Raw genomic sequence first — 15,357 nt, forward strand, 5'->3', positions numbered from 1 at the left:
GGTCGACCCGGTGCTCGAGGGCATCGCCCGCGCCAAGCAGGACGTGCTCGACCGCGGCGCCGACTACCCGGTGCTGCCGCTCCTGGTCCACGGTGACGCGGCCTTCGCCGGTCAGGGCGTGGTCGCCGAGACGCTCAACCTCTCCCAGCTGCGTGGCTACCGCACCGGCGGCACGATCCACCTGGTCGTCAACAACCAGGTCGGCTTCACCACCTCCCCCGGCTCGTCGCGCTCCTCGCTCTACTGCACCGACGTCGCGCGGATGGTGCAGGCGCCGATCTTCCACGTCAACGGCGACGACCCCGAGGCGTGCATCCGGGTGGCGCGGCTGGCGTTCGAGTACCGCCAGGCGTTCAACAAGGACGTCGTCATCGACCTCGTCTGCTACCGCCGTCGCGGCCACAACGAGGGCGACGACCCGTCGTACACCCAGCCCCTCATGTACGACCTCATCGAGCAGAAGCGCTCGGTGCGCAAGCTCTACACCGAGTCGCTGATCGGTCGTGGCGACATCACGATCGAGGAGGCCGAGCAGGTCCTGCGCGACTACCAGCAGCAGCTGGAGCGCGTGTTCACCGAGGTCCGCGAGGCCAGCTCGCAGCCCTCGGAGTGGACCACGGTCCCCGACTACCCCGACAAGCCCGCCGGCGAGGCCAGGACCGCCATCGGACCCGAGGTGATGAAGCGGATCGCGGACGCGTACGTCACGCCGCCCGACGGCTTCACCGTGCACCCCAAGGTGATGCCGCAGCTGCAGCGCCGCGCCGCCGCCATCGCGGACGGCCCGATCGACTGGGGCACCGGCGAGATCCTGGCGTTCGGCTCGCTGCTCATGGAGGGCCGCCCGGTGCGCCTGGCGGGTCAGGACTCGCGCCGTGGCACGTTCGTCTCGCGCTTCGGCACGATCATCGACCGGGTCAACGCCGACGAGTGGACCCCCCTGACGTCGCTCACCGAGGACCAGGCGAAGTTCTACATCTACGACTCGCTGCTCTCCGAGTACGCCGCGCTCGGCTTCGAGTACGGCTACTCGGTGGCCCGTCCCGAGGCGCTGGTGCTGTGGGAGGCGCAGTTCGGCGACTTCGTCAACGGCGCCCAGACGGTGATCGACGAGTTCATCAGCTCCGGTGAGAGCAAGTGGCGCCAGCAGTCCGGCGTGGTGCTGCTGCTCCCCCACGGCTACGAGGGCCAGGGCGCCGACCACTCCTCGGCGCGCATCGAGCGGTTCATGACGATGGCGGCCGACGAGGCCTTCGTGGTCGCCCAGCCGTCGACCCCCGCGTCGTACTTCCACCTGCTGCGCCAGCACTCGCTCGGCGAGGAGCACCGGCCGCTGATCGTCTTCACCCCGAAGTCGATGCTCAAGCGCAAGGAGGCGGCCTCCCAGCCCGGCGACTTCACCGAGGGCACGTTCCGCCCGTTCATCAGCGACAGCCAGGCCGATGCCGACCAGGTGGACACGCTGCTGCTGTGCTCGGGCCGCGTCACCTGGGACCTCATGGTGGAGCGGGCCAAGCGCGAGGACGGCGGCCGCTTCGCGATCGCCCGGGTCGAGCAGCTCTACCCGCGCCCCGAGTCCGAGATCCGCGAGGAGATCGCCCGCTTCCCCAAGCTCAAGGCGGTCCGCTGGGTGCAGGACGAGCCGGCGAACATGGGTCCGTGGCCCCACTACCAGCTCAACGTGTGGCCCGACGTCGATGCCCAGGTCGAGCTGATCTCACGGCCGGAGTCGTCCTCCCCCGCGGTCGGCACGGTCAAGCGGCACACCGAGGAGCAGAAGGACCTCGTCGCGCGGGCGTTCGCCTGAGCGGTGTCGTCCGAGGAGCAGACGTTGTACTTCACCGATCGCGGCATCGAGGAGCTCGAGAAGCGCCGGGGTGACGAGGAGGTCACCCTGGCCTGGCTCGCCGAGCGGCTCCAGGAGTTCACCGACACCCACCCCGAGTTCGAGACGGCGGTGGAGCGCTTCGCCACCTGGCTCGCGCGCCTGGACGACCCCGAGGACTGACCTGTCGGTCGGAGCCGGCCGGGAGCGTCTCGCTCCACGAGGGCGCGGGTTCCGTCTGTCGGTGCGCTGCGGCAGGATGCCCGCATGGCCGAGCAGACGACCGAGCACTCCTCCCACGCGATCGACTACCCGCCCGCACCCTGGCACATGGTGGGCCAGCTGTGGCTCACGCTGTTCCGCCTGCGCGAGGCGGTCGACGAGCTGCGGCCCGCCGGCATCTACGGCGCCGCGTGGGTCAGCTACGAGCCGGGCAGCCCGCTGACCTACTCCGAGCTGCTCGTGGCCCGACCGATCAGCACCGACCGCCACGGCCGGCGGGTGAGCATCACCGACATCTGGGTCGACTCCCCCGCCTCGGTCGCCGGCGGGCGCGAGCTGTGGGCGATCCCCAAGGGGTTGTGCGACTTCGAGCTCGAGAGCGTCCACCGGGGTCCGCTGGCCACCACCGACTGGTCGGCCTCGCTCGGTCGCCGGCCGATCGCGAGCGCCACCTTCACCGACGTGTCGTCGGCGATGGTCCGAGTGCCCTTCAAGGGCGGCACCTGGCAGCCCGGCATCGACGACACCGACGGCGAGGAGCGCACCGCCACGCTCCAGGGCTCCGCCAAGGGGCTGCCGTGCCGCGGCCGGTGGGACTTCGCCGCCGACGGGCCGCTGGGCTGGTTGCGCGGGGCGCGTCAGCTCGCGTCGTTCCGCCAGGCCGACTTCCGGATGTCGTTCGGCTGAGCGAGCCATGCCCCGACGGATCGAGCCCGAGCCGGACGTCGTACGCCGGCTGGGCGCGATCGCGCTCGCGCTGCCCGACGCCCGCGAGGAGGACGCGTGGACCGGGGTGCGCTGGCGGGTGCGCTCGAAGACCTTCGCGCACGTCATGGTCGCCCAGGAGGGCTACGAGTCCGCCTACCGCGACATCACCGGCGACCCCGAGCCCCGCACCGTGCTGACCTTCCACGCGACCGGGGACGAGCTGCTGGCCCTCACCCACGCCGGCCTGCCGTTCTACAAGCCGCCGTGGTCGGGCACGATCGTCGGGCTCGTGCTCGACCAGGAGACCGACTGGGCCGAAGTGGCCGAGCTGATCACCGAGAGCTTCCGCTTGTGCGCTCCGCAGAAGCTCGCCCGGCTGGTCGACTGACCCACCGAGGACGTACGACGCGGCATGGTCCCGTCTGTCGCCGCTGCGTGAGGGTGACGCCGGGACCGTGCCGCGTCACTGATGGTGTGCCCCGTCACACCGGGGGTCGAACTCACCCGATCGGGTGGACTTTCATTCGTCGCGGTCCGCGCCGTGCTCGGCGGCGGCCTGGCGGGCGGAGTCGCGGATCTCGAAGACCTCCGTGGCGAAGCCTCCCACGGCGGAGGCGACATCGCGGACGGCACCGGTGACGATCGTCGCGACCTGCCCCGCGGCGGAGGCAGCAGCCTCGATCGTGCCCTGCACGGCGTCCTTGCGGATCTCGGACTTGGTCAGGTGGTCGCGCATGCCAGCAGTGTCACCTGCGCGCCCGCGGGTGGGAAGGGCCGTCCCAGACCTCGGCCGCCGCGCCTGACGCACTAGCCTGACGGCATGCTCGAGGAGGAGTCGGCGACCGAGCCGATGTCGCGGGTGGCGCGCAAGGAGCGCACCCGACGCGCGATCCTCGACGCCGCCCTCGAGCTGTCCTCGGAGAGCACGATGGCGGCGCTGTCCCTGCGTCAGGTCGCCAAGCAGGTCGGGATCGTGCCGACGGCGTTCTACCGCCACTTCGACTCGGTCGAGGCGCTCGGCGTCGCGCTGGTCGCGGAGTCGTTCGTCTCGCTGCGCACGATGCTGCGCGACATCCGTCAGGGCGACCCGGCGCTCGCCGACATCGTCGACCGCTCGATCACGATCCTGGCCGACCACGTGCACCAGCAGCGGGCCCACTTCGCGTTCATCGCGCGCGAGCGCGCCGCGGGACCCCCGGCGGTACGCCGCGCGATCCGCGACGAGATCGCTCGCTTCGAGCACGAGCTGGCCGCGGACCTCTCCCGGCTGCCGGGCACCAGCGTGTGGTCGGCGCGCGACCTGGAGGTCCTCTCCAACCTGATCGTGACCGCGATGGTCGCGACCGCGGAGGCGATCCTGGCCGCCGACGACCCTGCCGCCGAGCAGCGGCTGGTCGAGCAGGCACAGCTGCAGCTGCGCATGGTGCTGATCGGCGCGCTCAGCTGGCACTCGGACCCCGCGCGTTGACCCTGGCTAGCCCGATGGCCGGATGACGAGCTCGGGCACGGTGGCGTCGCGAGGCAGGTCGAGCAGCCCCACGATCGCGTCGGCGACCGTGTCGGCGCGGATCCAGTCGGCGGCGTCGTAGTCCTTGCCCTCCTGCTGGTGCACCTTCTGCTGCATCGGCGTCGCGGTGCGGCCGGGATAGACGCTGCTCACCCGGACCCCGTGGGCCGTCTCCTCGCCGCGCAGCGAGTCCGCCAGGGCGCGCAGGCCGTGCTTGGAGGCCGCGTAGGCCGACCAGCCGGGATGCGCGGTCAGGCCGGCGCCGGAGTTGACGAACACGACCGTCCCGCGGGCCGCGCGCAGCGCCGGCAACGCCACGCGGGTGAGCGCGGCCGGCGCCACCAGGTTGACCCGCAGCTGGCTGGCCCAGTCCTCGACCGAGAGCTCGCCGACGGCGCCGAGCTCCACCACGCCGGCCGCGTGGACGACCGAGTCGAGCCGGTCGGGGAGGTCGAGGGACTCGACCGACTCGGGCCAGGCCAGGTCGGCCACGAGCACCGTCGCGCCGGCGTACGTCGAACGCAGCTCGTTCGCCCGATCCTCGGAGCGCGCGAGCAGCACGAGGTCGTCGCCGCGGTCCTGCAGACGGCGCGCGAGCACCGATCCGATGCCGGAGCCGGCGCCGGTGAGCAGGTGGATCATCGGGTGAAGACGATCTTGCCGAACTGCTCGCCCTCGAGCATCGCGGCGAACCCGGCGGGCGCGTCGGTCATCGGCAGGGTCCGGTCGATCAGGGGGCGCACGCCGGTGGCGTCCAGCATCGTGACCAGGGCCGCGAGCTCGTCGCGGGTGCCCATCGTCGACCCGATGACGCTGAGCTGGAGGAAGAAGATGCGGGTGAGCTCGGCGTCGTCGAGCTGCGGGCCGGACGTCGTGCCCGAGGTGATGATCCGACCGCCGGGGCGCAGCGAGCGGATCGAGTGCGACCAGGTCGCGCGGCCGACGGTCTCGATGACCGCGTCGACCTTGACCGGCAGCCGGGCACCGGACTCGAACGCCTCGTGCGCGCCCAGCTCCAGCGCCCGCGCGCGCTTGGCCTCGTCACGGCTGGTGACCAGGACCCGCAGTCCCGCCGCACGCCCGAGCACGATCGCCGCGGTCGCGACACCGCCGCCAGCACCCTGGACGAGCACCGTCTCACCGGCGTGCAGCCCGCCCCGGGTGAAGAGCATCCGGTAGGCCGTGAGCCACGCGGTCGGCAGACAGGCGGCCTCCTCGAACGAGAGGGACGCCGGCTTGGGCACCACGTTGCTCCGGGGTACGGCGACCTTGTCGGCGAACGTGCCCTGGTAGCGCTCGGAGAGCAGCGACCGCCGCGGGTCGAGGGTCTCGTCGCCGGTCCACGACGGGTCGCTGATCACCGCGTGCACGACGACCTCGTTGCCGTCCTCGTCGTAGCCGGCCGCGTCGCAGCCCAGGATCATCGGCAGCGCCTCCTCGCGCAGGCCGACGCCGCGCAGGGAGAACAGGTCGTGGTGGTTGAGCGAGGCGGCCTTGACGGTGACCGTGGTCCACCCGTCGGGCACTCCCACATCGGCGGGCTCGGGCCGCTCCCCCACCTGCAGGGCGGAGATCGGGTCGTCCTGGGAGAAGCGGTCGGCGTAGACGGCGAACATTCCCCGAACCTATCGAAGGCCTACCTGCGTGCCACACCGTCTCGTCGTGCGGCGTCGGCCACAGCCGCCGAGACCGCCGGCCCCACCCGCGGGTCGAACGGCGAGGGGATCACGTAGTCCTCGGCCAGGTCGGAGCCGACGAGCTCGGCGAGCGCCTGCGCGGCCGCGAGCTTCATGCCCTCGGTGATCGCGGTGGCGTGGACGTCGAAGGCGCCGCGGAAGATGCCCGGGAAGGCCAGCACGTTGTTGATCTGGTTGGGGAAGTCCGAGCGCCCCGTCGCCACCACGCGGGCGTGGCGGTGGGCCACCTCGGGGTGCACCTCGGGGTCCGGGTTGGCCATCGCGAAGATGATCGCGTCGTCGGCCATCCGCGCCACGTCCTCCTCCGCCACCGTGCCGCCGGAGACGCCCAGGTAGACGTCCGCGCCGTCGAGCGCGTCGGCGAGGCTGCCGGTGCGCCCGGTCTTGTCGGCGGTCATCTCGGCCAGCTCGCGCTTGACCGGCGTCAGGTCGCTGCGCCCGGAGTGGACGACGCCCTTGCGGTCGGTGACCGCGAGGTCCTTGATGCCCGCCTCGAGCATGATCTTGGCGATCGCGACACCGGCGGCGCCCGCGCCCGAGATCACGACCCGCGTGTCGGCGGCGTCGCGGCCGGTCAGCGTCAGTGCGTTCCACAGGGCGGCGAGCGCGACGACGGCTGTGCCGTGCTGGTCGTCGTGGAAGACCGGGATGTCGAGGCGGTCCTTGAGACGCGCCTCGATCTCGAAGCAGCGCGGCGCGGAGATGTCCTCGAGGTTGATGCCGCCGAAGCTCGGCGCGAGCCGCGCGACGGTCTCGATGATCTCCTCGACGTCGGTGGTGGCCAGGCAGATCGGCACCGCGTCGACGCCGCCGAACTGCTTGAACAGCACGGCCTTGCCCTCCATGACCGGCATCGCGGCGGCCGGCCCGATGTCCCCGAGGCCCAGCACGGCGGTCCCGTCGGTGACGACGGCGACGGTGTTGGGCACCCAGGTGTAGATCTGCGTCAGCGCGGGATCGGCGGCGATCGCCTCGCACACCCGGGCGACGCCCGGGGTGTAGGCCAGCGACAGGTCGTCCCGGTCGCCGAGCGCGACCGTCGACTGTACGGCCATCTTGCCGCCCAGGTGGAGGTCGAACACCGGGTCGCCGGCGTACGGACGGGGGCTCGCGGACTCTGCTTCGACCATGACCTGATCTGACCTTCGAAAGTGGGACGACGATGGCGAGAGGCCGGGCTCGACGCGCAGGGGTGGTGCGCGGAACCACGGTCCTCGGGGTTTCTCCCGGCGCCAGTCTGGCACAGGGTCAGAGACGTCGCGGTCGCGGCCAGATCCTGGCGACGGTGACTGCGATCACGTCGCCGTCGGGCACCGGTCCACGGTGGCGGGAGTCGACGCCGGCATCCGGGTCCTCGCTGAGCAGCCACCAGCCCGGGGCACCCGAGACCGTCGTACGCCGCTCGACCGCGCGCTTGACCGCGACCGTGCCGTCCGCGAGCCGAGCGACCACGACCGTCCCGGGCCGGACCGCGCGCCGGTAGGAGACCAGGAGCCGGTCCCCGGGAGCGAGCAGGGGCGCCATCGACCGGCCGTGGACCCGGGCGAGGCCCCACCTCGGGAGGCCGCGGCGGGGGCGTTCCACGGCGGAAGACACGTCTCGTCGCGGCTCTCGCACGCGGAGTAGTGTCGCAGTCGACCCCTTCAGGACCCATCCGTTCCTGATCAGCACCACGATCCACGACGAGAGGAACCGCATGTTTGCGCGACTGTTCGCCCCCACCCTCGAGGTCTCGGCCCACTGCGACCTCCCCTGCGGCGTGTACGACCCGGCCCAGGCCCGCATCGAGGCGGAGTCGATCAAGGCGATCATCGCCAAGGTCGCCGACAACGACGACCCCGACTTCCGCACCCGGGCGATCCTGATCAAGGAGCAGCGCTCCGAGCTGGTCAAGCACCACCTCTGGGTGCTGTGGACCGACTACTTCAAGCCCCCGCACTTCGAGAAGTACCCCCAGCTGCACACGCTGGTGAACGAGGCCACCAAGCTCGCCGGCGCGTCGGGCACCAAGGGTGAGCTCGACGCGGCGAAGGCCGACGAGCTGCTCGCGAAGATCGACGAGATCGCGGAGATCTTCTGGGAGACCAAGAAGGCTTGAGCGAAGCGAGAGCCTTCTTGGTCTCAAGCGACTGAGTGCCGCGAAGTCGCGACCGCCACGAAGGCCTGACGCCGGCCTCGACGACCGGCGCCACGCGCCGTTAGGAGGGACCCACCCCCGGGTACGACGTCGAGGGGTGGGTCCCTACTAGTCTTCGGGTCAGTCCGGGGCACCGCCCAGTCCAGACTTCCGATCCCGAAGGACGGCGACATGTCATCGATCGGCGCACAGGCCGGCGCGGCCACGAGTCACGGCGACGAGCGAGCCGACGTCGAGCTGCGACTGCCGGCCGACAGCGCCTACGCCTCGGTGCTGCGCACCACCACGGCCGGCCTGGCCGCGCGGCTGGACTTCCCGATCGACGACATCGAGGACCTGCGCATCGCGGTCGGCGAGGCCAGCGCCATGGTCCTGCCCGAGGCCCGTCCCGGCTCCGACCTGGTGTGCCGGTTCTTCATGCGCCCCGGCGAGCTCGCCGTGTGGATCGGCGTCGAGGTCGACCACGAGGTCGTGCCCGACGAGGACAGCTTCGCCTGGCAGGTCCTGACCACGTTGGCGACGGACGCCACCACCGAGAGCACCGGCGAGGTCTTCGCGATCTCGGTGACCATGGAGTCGGGGCTGCCGGGGCCCGGGGTCTGAGGTGTTCACCACGGGGGACCATGACGTCGATCCCGACGCCGCGACCGGGGTCGAGCTGACCCGACGCCGCAGCGCCGAGCTCTTCGACGTCCTTCGCGACGAGGGCGCATCCGAGCCCGCGCGCGCGGCCGCGCGCGACGCGCTGGTGCACCTGCCGCTGGTCGAGCACTGCGCGCGCCGCTTCCGCAACCGGGGCGAGCCGCTGGAGGACCTGATCCAGGTCGGCACGATCGGTCTGATCAAGTCCGTGGACCGCTTCGACGCCGAGCGTGGCGTGGAGTTCTCGACCTACGCGACCCCGACGATCATCGGGGAGATCAAGCGCTACTTCCGCGACAAGGGCTGGGCGATCCGGGTGCCGCGGCGGCTCCAGGAGCTGCGCATGCAGATCGGCTCGGCGACCGCCGAGCTGACCCAGTCGCTGGGCCGCTCCCCCACGCCGCGCGAGCTGGCCTCCGCCATCGGCTGCTCGGTCGAGGAGATCGTCGAGGGCATCGAGTCCAGCAACGCCTACTCCACGCTCTCGCTCGACGCGACCGACGACGGCGACGACAGCACGGCGACGATGCTCGACGCGATCGGCATCGACGACGAGGGTCTCGAGCACGTCGAGATCCGCGAGTCGATCAAGCCGCTGCTCGACCGGCTCGAGGCGCGGGAGAAGAAGATCCTGCTGCTGCGGTTCTTCAAGAACATGACGCAGTCGCAGATCGCCGATGAGATCGGTGTCTCGCAGATGCACGTCTCGCGACTGCTCAACCGCACCCTCGAGCAGCTGCGGGCGTCCCTCGAGGCGAGCGACGTCTGACCGACCCCGCCCCCGCGGCCCCGCCCCCGCTCACTCCTCGCCGTCGGAGAGCGCGTCGATGCTCGAGGGCGCGAACAGCCCGGCCAGCACCACCAGCGCCACCACGGCGAGCGTGAGGGCGACCAGGGTCGTGTCGGCGCCGCGGAAGCTCCACGCGACCCCCAGCTGGATCAGCTGCGCGAGCACGATCGGGCTGCGACCCCACGACTCGCCCCGGGTGATCGCGCGGGCACTGGCGAGCAGCAGGACGCCGTACGCCGCGAAGAACACGCCCGTCGTGACCGCGACCGCCACGCGGTCGGAGGAGACGCTGGCGAGCTCGAGCACCGCGTAGCCCACCAGCAGCAGGCCCTCGATCGCGACCAGGGAAGCTGCGACGATCAACGGCGCGGGGTTGGGTGCACGGCGTAGAGTCACGGATGGAGCCTAGAAGAGTCCGACAGCAGTCCTTGCGTCGCGACCGGAGTCATGGGTGGTCACCTGCGTGACTGTTGTGACCAAACCGACCGCGGGCAGGGCTTGTTTAACGGTCCAAAGGTTGCCACCCTTGGTGGGCGCTCGTGAATGCGTTCACTTCGCTGTGCCCGCGGGCACCGCAGGTCTTGTCTGCCCCTGACCTGCACGATCAGTCGTAGGAAAGAGGGATTCCCCAGCCATGGATTGGCGCCACCGTTCGGCCTGCCTCGACGAGGACCCTGAGCTGTTCTTCCCGATCGGCAACACCGGTCCGGCCATCCTCCAGATCGAGGAGGCCAAGCAGGTCTGTCGCCGCTGCGAGGTGCGCGAGCAGTGCCTGGCGTGGGCCCTCGAGGCCGGCCAGGACCATGGTGTCTGGGGCGGCCTCAGCGAGGACGAGCGCCGCGCTCTCAAGCGCCGCAACGCCCGCGCTCGCGTTCGCACCGCGTGACCGGCTGACCGAGCACACCGGGGACTAGTCCAGGGGGACGTCGAGCGCAGCCCGGGTGCCTTGTCCTGCGGGCCCCGCACCGAGCTCCAGCTGACCGCCGAGCTCGGACTCCACGAGCGTGCGCACGATCGACAGCCCGAGGCTCGTCGAGGAGTCCAGGTCGAACCCGGGCGGCAGGCCGCGCCCGTCGTCGTCCACGCTCACGTGCAGCCGGCCGACCAGGTGTCGGACGATGATCCGGATCTCGCCGGCGACCTCGGGGTCGCCACCGTCGTAGCCGTGCTCGACCGCGTTCTGCATGAGCTCGGTGAGCACCATCGCCAGCGCCGTCGCGGTCTCCGAGGGCAGCACCCCGAACGACCCGTCGCGCACCACGCGCACCCGGCTCCCCAGGGCCCCGACGTCGGTGACCATCCGGCCCAGCGGGTCCATGATGTCGTCGAAGTCGACGCGCTCCTCGACCGCCTGGCTGAGCGTCTCGTGGACGATCGCGATCGAGCCCACGCGGCGCACCGCCTCCTCCAGCGCCAGCCGGGCCGACTCCGAGTCCATCCGCCGGGCCTGCAGGCGGAGCAGGGCCGCCACCGTCTGCAGGTTGTTCTTCACCCGGTGGTGGATCTCCCGGATCGTGGCGTCCTTGGTGACCAGCTCGCGGTCGCGGCGCCGCAGGTCGGTGACGTCGCGCACGAGGATCAACGCGCCGATGTGGTCGCCCTGGGGACGCAACGGGATCGAGCGCACGATCAGCGAGACCGTGTCGGTGCCGAGCTCGGTGTCGCGGTAGGCGCGGCCACCGAGCACCGCACTCAGCGTCTCCTCGTCGGGGCGACGACGCGGCGGCACGAGGTCGCGGGTGAGCTCGGCCAGCGAGACCCCGGCCAGGTCGCCGGCCCGCCCGAGCCGCCGGTAGACCGAGAGCGCGTTGGGGCTGGCGTACTCCACCCGGCCCGTGGCGTCCACACGGAGGAACCCGTCACCGACCCGAGGTGAGTCGGCATGGTCGCTGCGCTGCCCCGTGGCCGGGAAGTACCCGTGGGCGATCATCTGGGTCAGGTCGCTGGCGGTCTGCAGGTAGGCGAGCTCCAGCCGGCTGGGCGTGCGGACCCCGAGCAGGTTGGTGTTGCGCGCCACCACGGCGATCACCCGACCGGCCCGGCGCACCGGGATGGTCTCCACCCGCACCGGCACGTCGTCGCGCCACTCCGGGTCGCCCTCGCGCACCAGGCGCCCCTGCGCGTAGGCCGCGTCGATGAGCGGACGCCGGCCCACCGGGACGAACGTGCCGATGACGTCGTCGACGTACGCCGTCGGGCCGGTGGTCGGCCGCATCTGGCCGGCCGCCCAGTAGCCCTTCCCCTCGCGGTCGGGCAGCCACAGCACCAGGTCGGCGAAGGACAGGTCGGCGACGATCTGCCAGTCCGCCTGCAGCAGCTGGAGCCAGGCGACGTCCTGGTCGTCGAGGTCGGTGTGGCTGCGCACCAGCTCGGTGAGGGTCGGCACGGTCGCAAGGGTAGGCGGCCACCTCGGCGGCACCGTCGGTGGACCGGGCGTGGACGTCCGGCCGGGCTTTGGCAGGATGGGGGTTATGTCCGGGTCATACTGGCGACAGGTGCACGCAGACGGGCTCGCGGTCCCGTCGGACCGGCCGCTCGACGACCTGACGGCCGAGCTCACACGCATGCTCGGCGACCCCGATCCCGCGCTCCGCGACGGCACCGCCTACCCCACCCTCACCACGTGGCTCGACCGCGGGGTCTACGACGACCTCCTCGCGGGGCTGGGCGACGGCATGGCGATGGGCCTCCTGGTGGGCCTGGGCGAGCAGGGCACCGACAGCGTGTTCCGGCGCAGCTTCTCCGCGCTCGTGCTCGGCGAGTGCATCGCGCGCGACAACCGACGCCCGCTGCTACCGGGCGGCAAGATCCTCGAGTGGGGCGACCGGCTCGCGACCTGGGTGCTGCGCGAGCGCGACCTGCGTGGCTACGTCCCGGGCAAGGGCTGGGCGCACGCCGTCGCCCACGGCGCCGACGCGCTGGCGATCCTGGCGAGCTCGCCCCATCTCGCCACACCCGAGCTCACCGTGCTCCTCGACGTGGTGGCCGACCGGGTCCTGCAGCCGGTGGACCGGCTGTTCACGGCCGGCGAGCCGGACCGGCTCGCCTACGCCACGATGAACGTGCTGCGCCGCAACGTCGTTCCGCTGCGCGTGCTCGAGCCCTGGATCGCCCGTCTCGCGAGCGCGGCCGGCATCCGCTCGTCGTACGACGACCGCGACCCCTACCTGGCCGGCGGCAACGCCGAGGCGTTCCTGCGCGCGCTCTACCTCCAGCTCTCGCTGGGCAGCCGGCCGCCCCAGGTGCGCTCGGACCTGCTCCTGGTCGTGCTCGACGCGCTGAAGTCGACGAACGCCGCGTACCTGACCGCTACGGGTGAGTAGCCTTCGCTGCATGTCCAGCGAAGTGAACGGCCACGCCGGCGAGCTCGCCGTCGCCGTCGCCCAGGCCCACGGGGTCGACACCATGTTCACCCTGTCCGGGGCCCACGTGTTCCCGCTCTACGACGGCGCCGTGAAGTCGGCGAGCCCGCTGCGGCTGCTCGACGTGCGCCACGAGCAGACGGCGGCCTTCGCGGCCGAGGCGACCGGGAAGCTCACGCGGGTGCCGGGCCTCGCGGTGCTGACCGCCGGTCCCGGCGTGACCAACGGTCTCAGCGCGGTCGCACAGGCTCAGTTCGCCGGGTCACCCATGGTCGTCGTCGGTGGTCGGGCGCCGCAGGGCCGGTGGGGCACCGGGGCGCTCCAGGAGCTCGACCAGCCGCCGATCTTCGCGCCCGTCTCCAAGCTCGCCCGGACGATCCCGACCGCGGACGCCGTCCTCGACGGGATGCACGAGGCGTTCGTGACGGCAGGGTCGCCGCACCGTGGGCCGGTGTTCGTCGACGTGCCGATGGACGAGCTCTTCAACAGCGCGTCGGGGAGCCTTCCGCAGGCCGGGCGGGTGCGGGGTGCCGATCCCGACACCGACGCGCTCGCCGAGATCGCCGAGCTGCTCGCCGCCGCCTCGCGTCCGGTGCTGATCCTCGGCACGGACGTGTGGGCCGACCACGCCGAGGAGGCCGCGCTGCGCTTCGTCGAGGCCGTGGGCGTGCCGACGATCACCAACGGCATGGGCCGCGGCGTCGTCCCCGGCGGCCACCCGCTGCTGGTCACCAAGGCTCGCTCGCAGGCACTCGGCGGCAGCGACCTGGTGATCGTGGTCGGCACCCCGCTCGACTTCCGCCTCGGCTACGGCGTGTTCGGCGGGAAGGACGGTGCGACGCCGGCCCAGGTCGTGCACGTCGCCGACTCCGCCGCTCAGCTCTCCGGCCACGCCCAGCTGGCGGCCTCCGTCTCCGGCGACCTCACCGCCGTCTTCGACGGGCTGCTCGCCGGCATGGAGCAGGTCGTCCGCCGTCCCGACTGGTCGGCGTGGGTCGGCGACCTCCGGGCGGCCGTGAGCGCCGCCGTCGAGCGGGACGCCGCGCTGCTCGGCGCGGAGGCGGACCCGATCCACCCGGCCCGGATCTACGGCGAGCTCGTGCCGCGGCTGGCCGACGACGCTGTCGTGATCGGCGACGGCGGCGACTTCGTCAGCTTCGCCGGCAAGTTCGTCGAGCCCCGGCGCCCCGGCGGCTGGCTCGACCCCGGCCCCTACGGCTGCCTCGGCGCCGGGCTCGGCGCGGCGATCGCGGCGCGACTGGCTCGGCCGTCCTCCCAGGTCGTGCTCCTGCTCGGCGACGGCGCCGCGGGCTTCTCGCTCATGGACGTCGACACGCTCGTGCGCCACAACCTGCCGGTGGTCATGGTGATGGGCAACAACTCCGCCTGGGGGCTGGAGAAGGGCCCGATGCAGATGCTCTACGGCTACGACGTGATCGCCGACCTGGCCCCGCGCACGGCCTACGACCAGGTCGTGCGCGCACTCGGCGGCGCCGGCGAGACGGTGACCGACCCCCGCGAGGTGGGCCCGGCGCTCGACCGGGCGTTCGCGTCGGGCGTGCCCTACCTGGTCAACGTCATCACCGACGTCACCGCGACCTACCCCCGCACCAGCTTCGGTGTCTGACCCCGGGTCCGGGGTGCTGCTGCGACGCGCCGAGCCAGGCGACCTCGAGGCGGTCGGCGAGGTGACGGTCGCGGCGTACGCCGAGTTCACCGAGGGTCCGTCCGACCCCTATGTCGAGCGCCTGCGCGACGCGGCGGCCCGGCACCGGCAGGCCGAGCTGTGGGTGGCCGAGCTGGACGGCGTCGTCGTCGGCACGGTGACGGTCGCGCTCGAGGGCTCCCCCTGGCGCGAGATCGGCGAGCCGGGCGAGGGCGAGTTCCGGATGCTCGCGGTCGCGCCGACGGCACGGCGCCGCGGGGTCGGCGAGGAGCTGATGCAGCTGGTGCTCGACCGCTTCCGCGAGCTCGGATCGCACGCCGTCGTGCTCTCCAGCCTCGCGGAGATGACGGCCGCACACCGGGTCTACGAGCGCGCCGGGTTCCGCCGGCTGCCTGAGCGGGACTGGTCACCGATCCCCGGCGTCGACCTGCTCGCCTTCCGATTGGAGCTCTGATGGACGCGACACTGCGGTTCACCGTCACCGACGAGCACACGGCCGCCGCCGTCGGCTCCGGCAGCCTGCCGGTGCTCGGCACGCCGTGGCTGCTGGCCTGGCTCGAGGCCGCCACCTGCGCGGCGATCGACCCCACCCTGTCCGCGGGCTCGACGAGCGTCGGCACCCGCGTGGAGCTGGAGCACGTGGCCGCCAGTGCGGTCGGCCAGGAGGTCGAGGTGACCGCGTCGGCGTCGTACGTCGACGGGCGGCTGCACCGGTTCACCGTCGCGGCCCGCAACGTGGCGGGCAAGGTCGTGGCCACCGGCGAGATCACGCGGGTGGTCGTCGACGCCGAGCGGTTCATG

General features: G+C 72.2%; 20 protein-coding genes. 13 read left to right on the forward strand and 7 right to left on the reverse strand.

Annotated features, from left to right (window positions below; translation table 11 throughout):
- The 4 genes from Q0L15_RS24780 to Q0L15_RS24795 all read left to right on the forward strand — a co-directional run.
- On the forward strand, nucleotides 1-1,807 hold a 1,807-nt coding region (locus Q0L15_RS24780; RefSeq protein WP_296607524.1), incomplete at its 5' end, for a multifunctional oxoglutarate decarboxylase/oxoglutarate dehydrogenase thiamine pyrophosphate-binding subunit/dihydrolipoyllysine-residue succinyltransferase subunit.
- A 24-nt stretch (nucleotides 1,808-1,831) separates the two neighbouring features.
- Nucleotides 1,832-2,008, forward strand: coding sequence for a DUF6104 family protein (locus Q0L15_RS24785; RefSeq protein WP_180936248.1), 177 nt, complete (start codon nucleotides 1,832-1,834; stop codon nucleotides 2,006-2,008).
- A gap of 84 nt (nucleotides 2,009-2,092) precedes the next feature.
- A complete protein-coding gene (locus tag Q0L15_RS24790; RefSeq protein ID WP_296607525.1) occupies nucleotides 2,093-2,734 on the forward strand; it encodes an acetoacetate decarboxylase family protein in 642 nt (213 codons plus the stop codon).
- Between the two features lie 7 nt (nucleotides 2,735-2,741).
- The gene (locus Q0L15_RS24795; protein WP_296607526.1) at nucleotides 2,742-3,143 is read left to right on the forward strand and encodes an MmcQ/YjbR family DNA-binding protein; all 402 of its coding nucleotides are present in this window, start codon (nucleotides 2,742-2,744) and stop codon (nucleotides 3,141-3,143) included.
- Between the two features lie 132 nt (nucleotides 3,144-3,275).
- Here the strand turns inward: Q0L15_RS24795 and Q0L15_RS24800 are convergent, their stop codons facing one another.
- On the reverse strand, nucleotides 3,276-3,491 hold the full coding sequence (locus Q0L15_RS24800; RefSeq protein WP_296607527.1) for a hypothetical protein: 216 nt from the start codon (nucleotides 3,489-3,491) through the stop codon (nucleotides 3,276-3,278).
- An 84-nt stretch (nucleotides 3,492-3,575) separates the two neighbouring features.
- Between Q0L15_RS24800 and Q0L15_RS24805 the strand changes: the two genes are divergently transcribed.
- A complete protein-coding gene (locus Q0L15_RS24805) occupies nucleotides 3,576-4,223 on the forward strand; it encodes a TetR family transcriptional regulator (protein WP_296607528.1) in 648 nt (215 codons plus the stop codon).
- Nucleotides 4,224-4,229: 6 nt separating this feature from the next.
- Here the strand turns inward: Q0L15_RS24805 and Q0L15_RS24810 are convergent, their stop codons facing one another.
- The 4 genes from Q0L15_RS24810 to Q0L15_RS24825 all read right to left on the reverse strand — a co-directional run bounded on the left by Q0L15_RS24810 (nucleotide 4,230) and on the right by Q0L15_RS24825 (nucleotide 7,543).
- Nucleotides 4,230-4,904: an SDR family oxidoreductase gene (locus Q0L15_RS24810; RefSeq protein WP_296607529.1), complete on the reverse strand. Its 675-nt coding sequence runs from the start codon at nucleotides 4,902-4,904 to the stop codon at nucleotides 4,230-4,232.
- Nucleotides 4,901-5,878, reverse strand: coding sequence for a zinc-binding dehydrogenase (locus Q0L15_RS24815; RefSeq protein WP_296607530.1), 978 nt, complete (start codon nucleotides 5,876-5,878; stop codon nucleotides 4,901-4,903). Before Q0L15_RS24815 ends, Q0L15_RS24810 begins: the two co-directional genes overlap by 4 nt.
- Before the next feature lie 20 nt (nucleotides 5,879-5,898).
- Nucleotides 5,899-7,089 carry an NADP-dependent malic enzyme gene (locus Q0L15_RS24820; RefSeq protein WP_296607531.1) on the reverse strand — a complete coding sequence of 397 codons (1,191 nt, stop codon included), beginning with the start codon at nucleotides 7,087-7,089 and terminating at the stop codon, nucleotides 5,899-5,901.
- A gap of 118 nt (nucleotides 7,090-7,207) precedes the next feature.
- Entirely contained in the window at nucleotides 7,208-7,543 is a 336-nt protein-coding gene (locus Q0L15_RS24825; protein WP_296607532.1) for a S24 family peptidase, read from the reverse strand.
- A gap of 112 nt (nucleotides 7,544-7,655) precedes the next feature.
- Here Q0L15_RS24825 and sodN point away from each other — a divergent pair, with 112 nt between their 5' ends.
- The 3 genes from sodN (at nucleotide 7,656) to Q0L15_RS24840 (ending at nucleotide 9,507) form a co-directional block, all read left to right on the forward strand.
- The gene (gene sodN, locus Q0L15_RS24830) at nucleotides 7,656-8,057 is read left to right on the forward strand and encodes a superoxide dismutase, Ni (protein WP_296607533.1); all 402 of its coding nucleotides are present in this window, start codon (nucleotides 7,656-7,658) and stop codon (nucleotides 8,055-8,057) included.
- A gap of 210 nt (nucleotides 8,058-8,267) precedes the next feature.
- On the forward strand, nucleotides 8,268-8,699 hold the full coding sequence (locus Q0L15_RS24835; RefSeq protein WP_296607534.1) for an anti-sigma factor: 432 nt from the start codon (nucleotides 8,268-8,270) through the stop codon (nucleotides 8,697-8,699).
- Nucleotide 8,700: 1 nt separating this feature from the next.
- Entirely contained in the window at nucleotides 8,701-9,507 is an 807-nt protein-coding gene (locus Q0L15_RS24840) for an RNA polymerase sigma factor SigF (protein ID WP_296607535.1), read from the forward strand.
- Nucleotides 9,508-9,537: 30 nt separating this feature from the next.
- On the opposite strand, the gene Q0L15_RS24845 is transcribed toward Q0L15_RS24840, so the two are convergent.
- Nucleotides 9,538-9,924, reverse strand: a complete 387-nt coding sequence (locus Q0L15_RS24845) for a hypothetical protein (protein WP_296607536.1) — start codon at nucleotides 9,922-9,924, stop codon at nucleotides 9,538-9,540.
- A gap of 238 nt (nucleotides 9,925-10,162) precedes the next feature.
- Between Q0L15_RS24845 and Q0L15_RS24850 the strand changes: the two genes are divergently transcribed.
- Nucleotides 10,163-10,414, forward strand: coding sequence for a WhiB family transcriptional regulator (locus Q0L15_RS24850; RefSeq protein WP_011755173.1), 252 nt, complete (start codon nucleotides 10,163-10,165; stop codon nucleotides 10,412-10,414).
- A gap of 24 nt (nucleotides 10,415-10,438) precedes the next feature.
- Here Q0L15_RS24850 and Q0L15_RS24855 read toward each other — a convergent pair whose 3' ends face one another.
- On the reverse strand, nucleotides 10,439-11,914 hold the full coding sequence (locus tag Q0L15_RS24855; protein WP_296607537.1) for a sensor histidine kinase: 1,476 nt from the start codon (nucleotides 11,912-11,914) through the stop codon (nucleotides 10,439-10,441).
- An 85-nt stretch (nucleotides 11,915-11,999) separates the two neighbouring features.
- Between Q0L15_RS24855 and Q0L15_RS24860 the strand changes: the two genes are divergently transcribed.
- From Q0L15_RS24860 to Q0L15_RS24875, 4 genes are all read left to right on the forward strand, one after another.
- A complete protein-coding gene (locus Q0L15_RS24860) occupies nucleotides 12,000-12,851 on the forward strand; it encodes a DUF2785 domain-containing protein (RefSeq protein ID WP_296607538.1) in 852 nt (283 codons plus the stop codon).
- 10 nt (nucleotides 12,852-12,861) lie between these two features.
- Nucleotides 12,862-14,517 (forward strand): acetolactate synthase, encoded by a 1,656-nt coding sequence (locus tag Q0L15_RS24865; RefSeq protein WP_296607539.1) that lies wholly within the window; start codon nucleotides 12,862-12,864, stop codon nucleotides 14,515-14,517.
- Complete coding sequence (locus Q0L15_RS24870) at nucleotides 14,510-15,010, forward strand: GNAT family N-acetyltransferase (protein WP_296607540.1); 501 nt, start codon at nucleotides 14,510-14,512, stop codon at nucleotides 15,008-15,010. Before Q0L15_RS24865 ends, Q0L15_RS24870 begins: the two co-directional genes overlap by 8 nt.
- Nucleotides 15,010-15,357: hotdog domain-containing protein (locus Q0L15_RS24875; protein ID WP_296607541.1), on the forward strand; the 348-nt coding region annotated here is incomplete at its 3' end. The genes Q0L15_RS24870 and Q0L15_RS24875, both read left to right, overlap by 1 nt.

The organism is Nocardioides sp., assembly GCF_024509035.1.
GTDB lineage: Bacteria > Actinomycetota > Actinomycetes > Propionibacteriales > Nocardioidaceae > Nocardioides.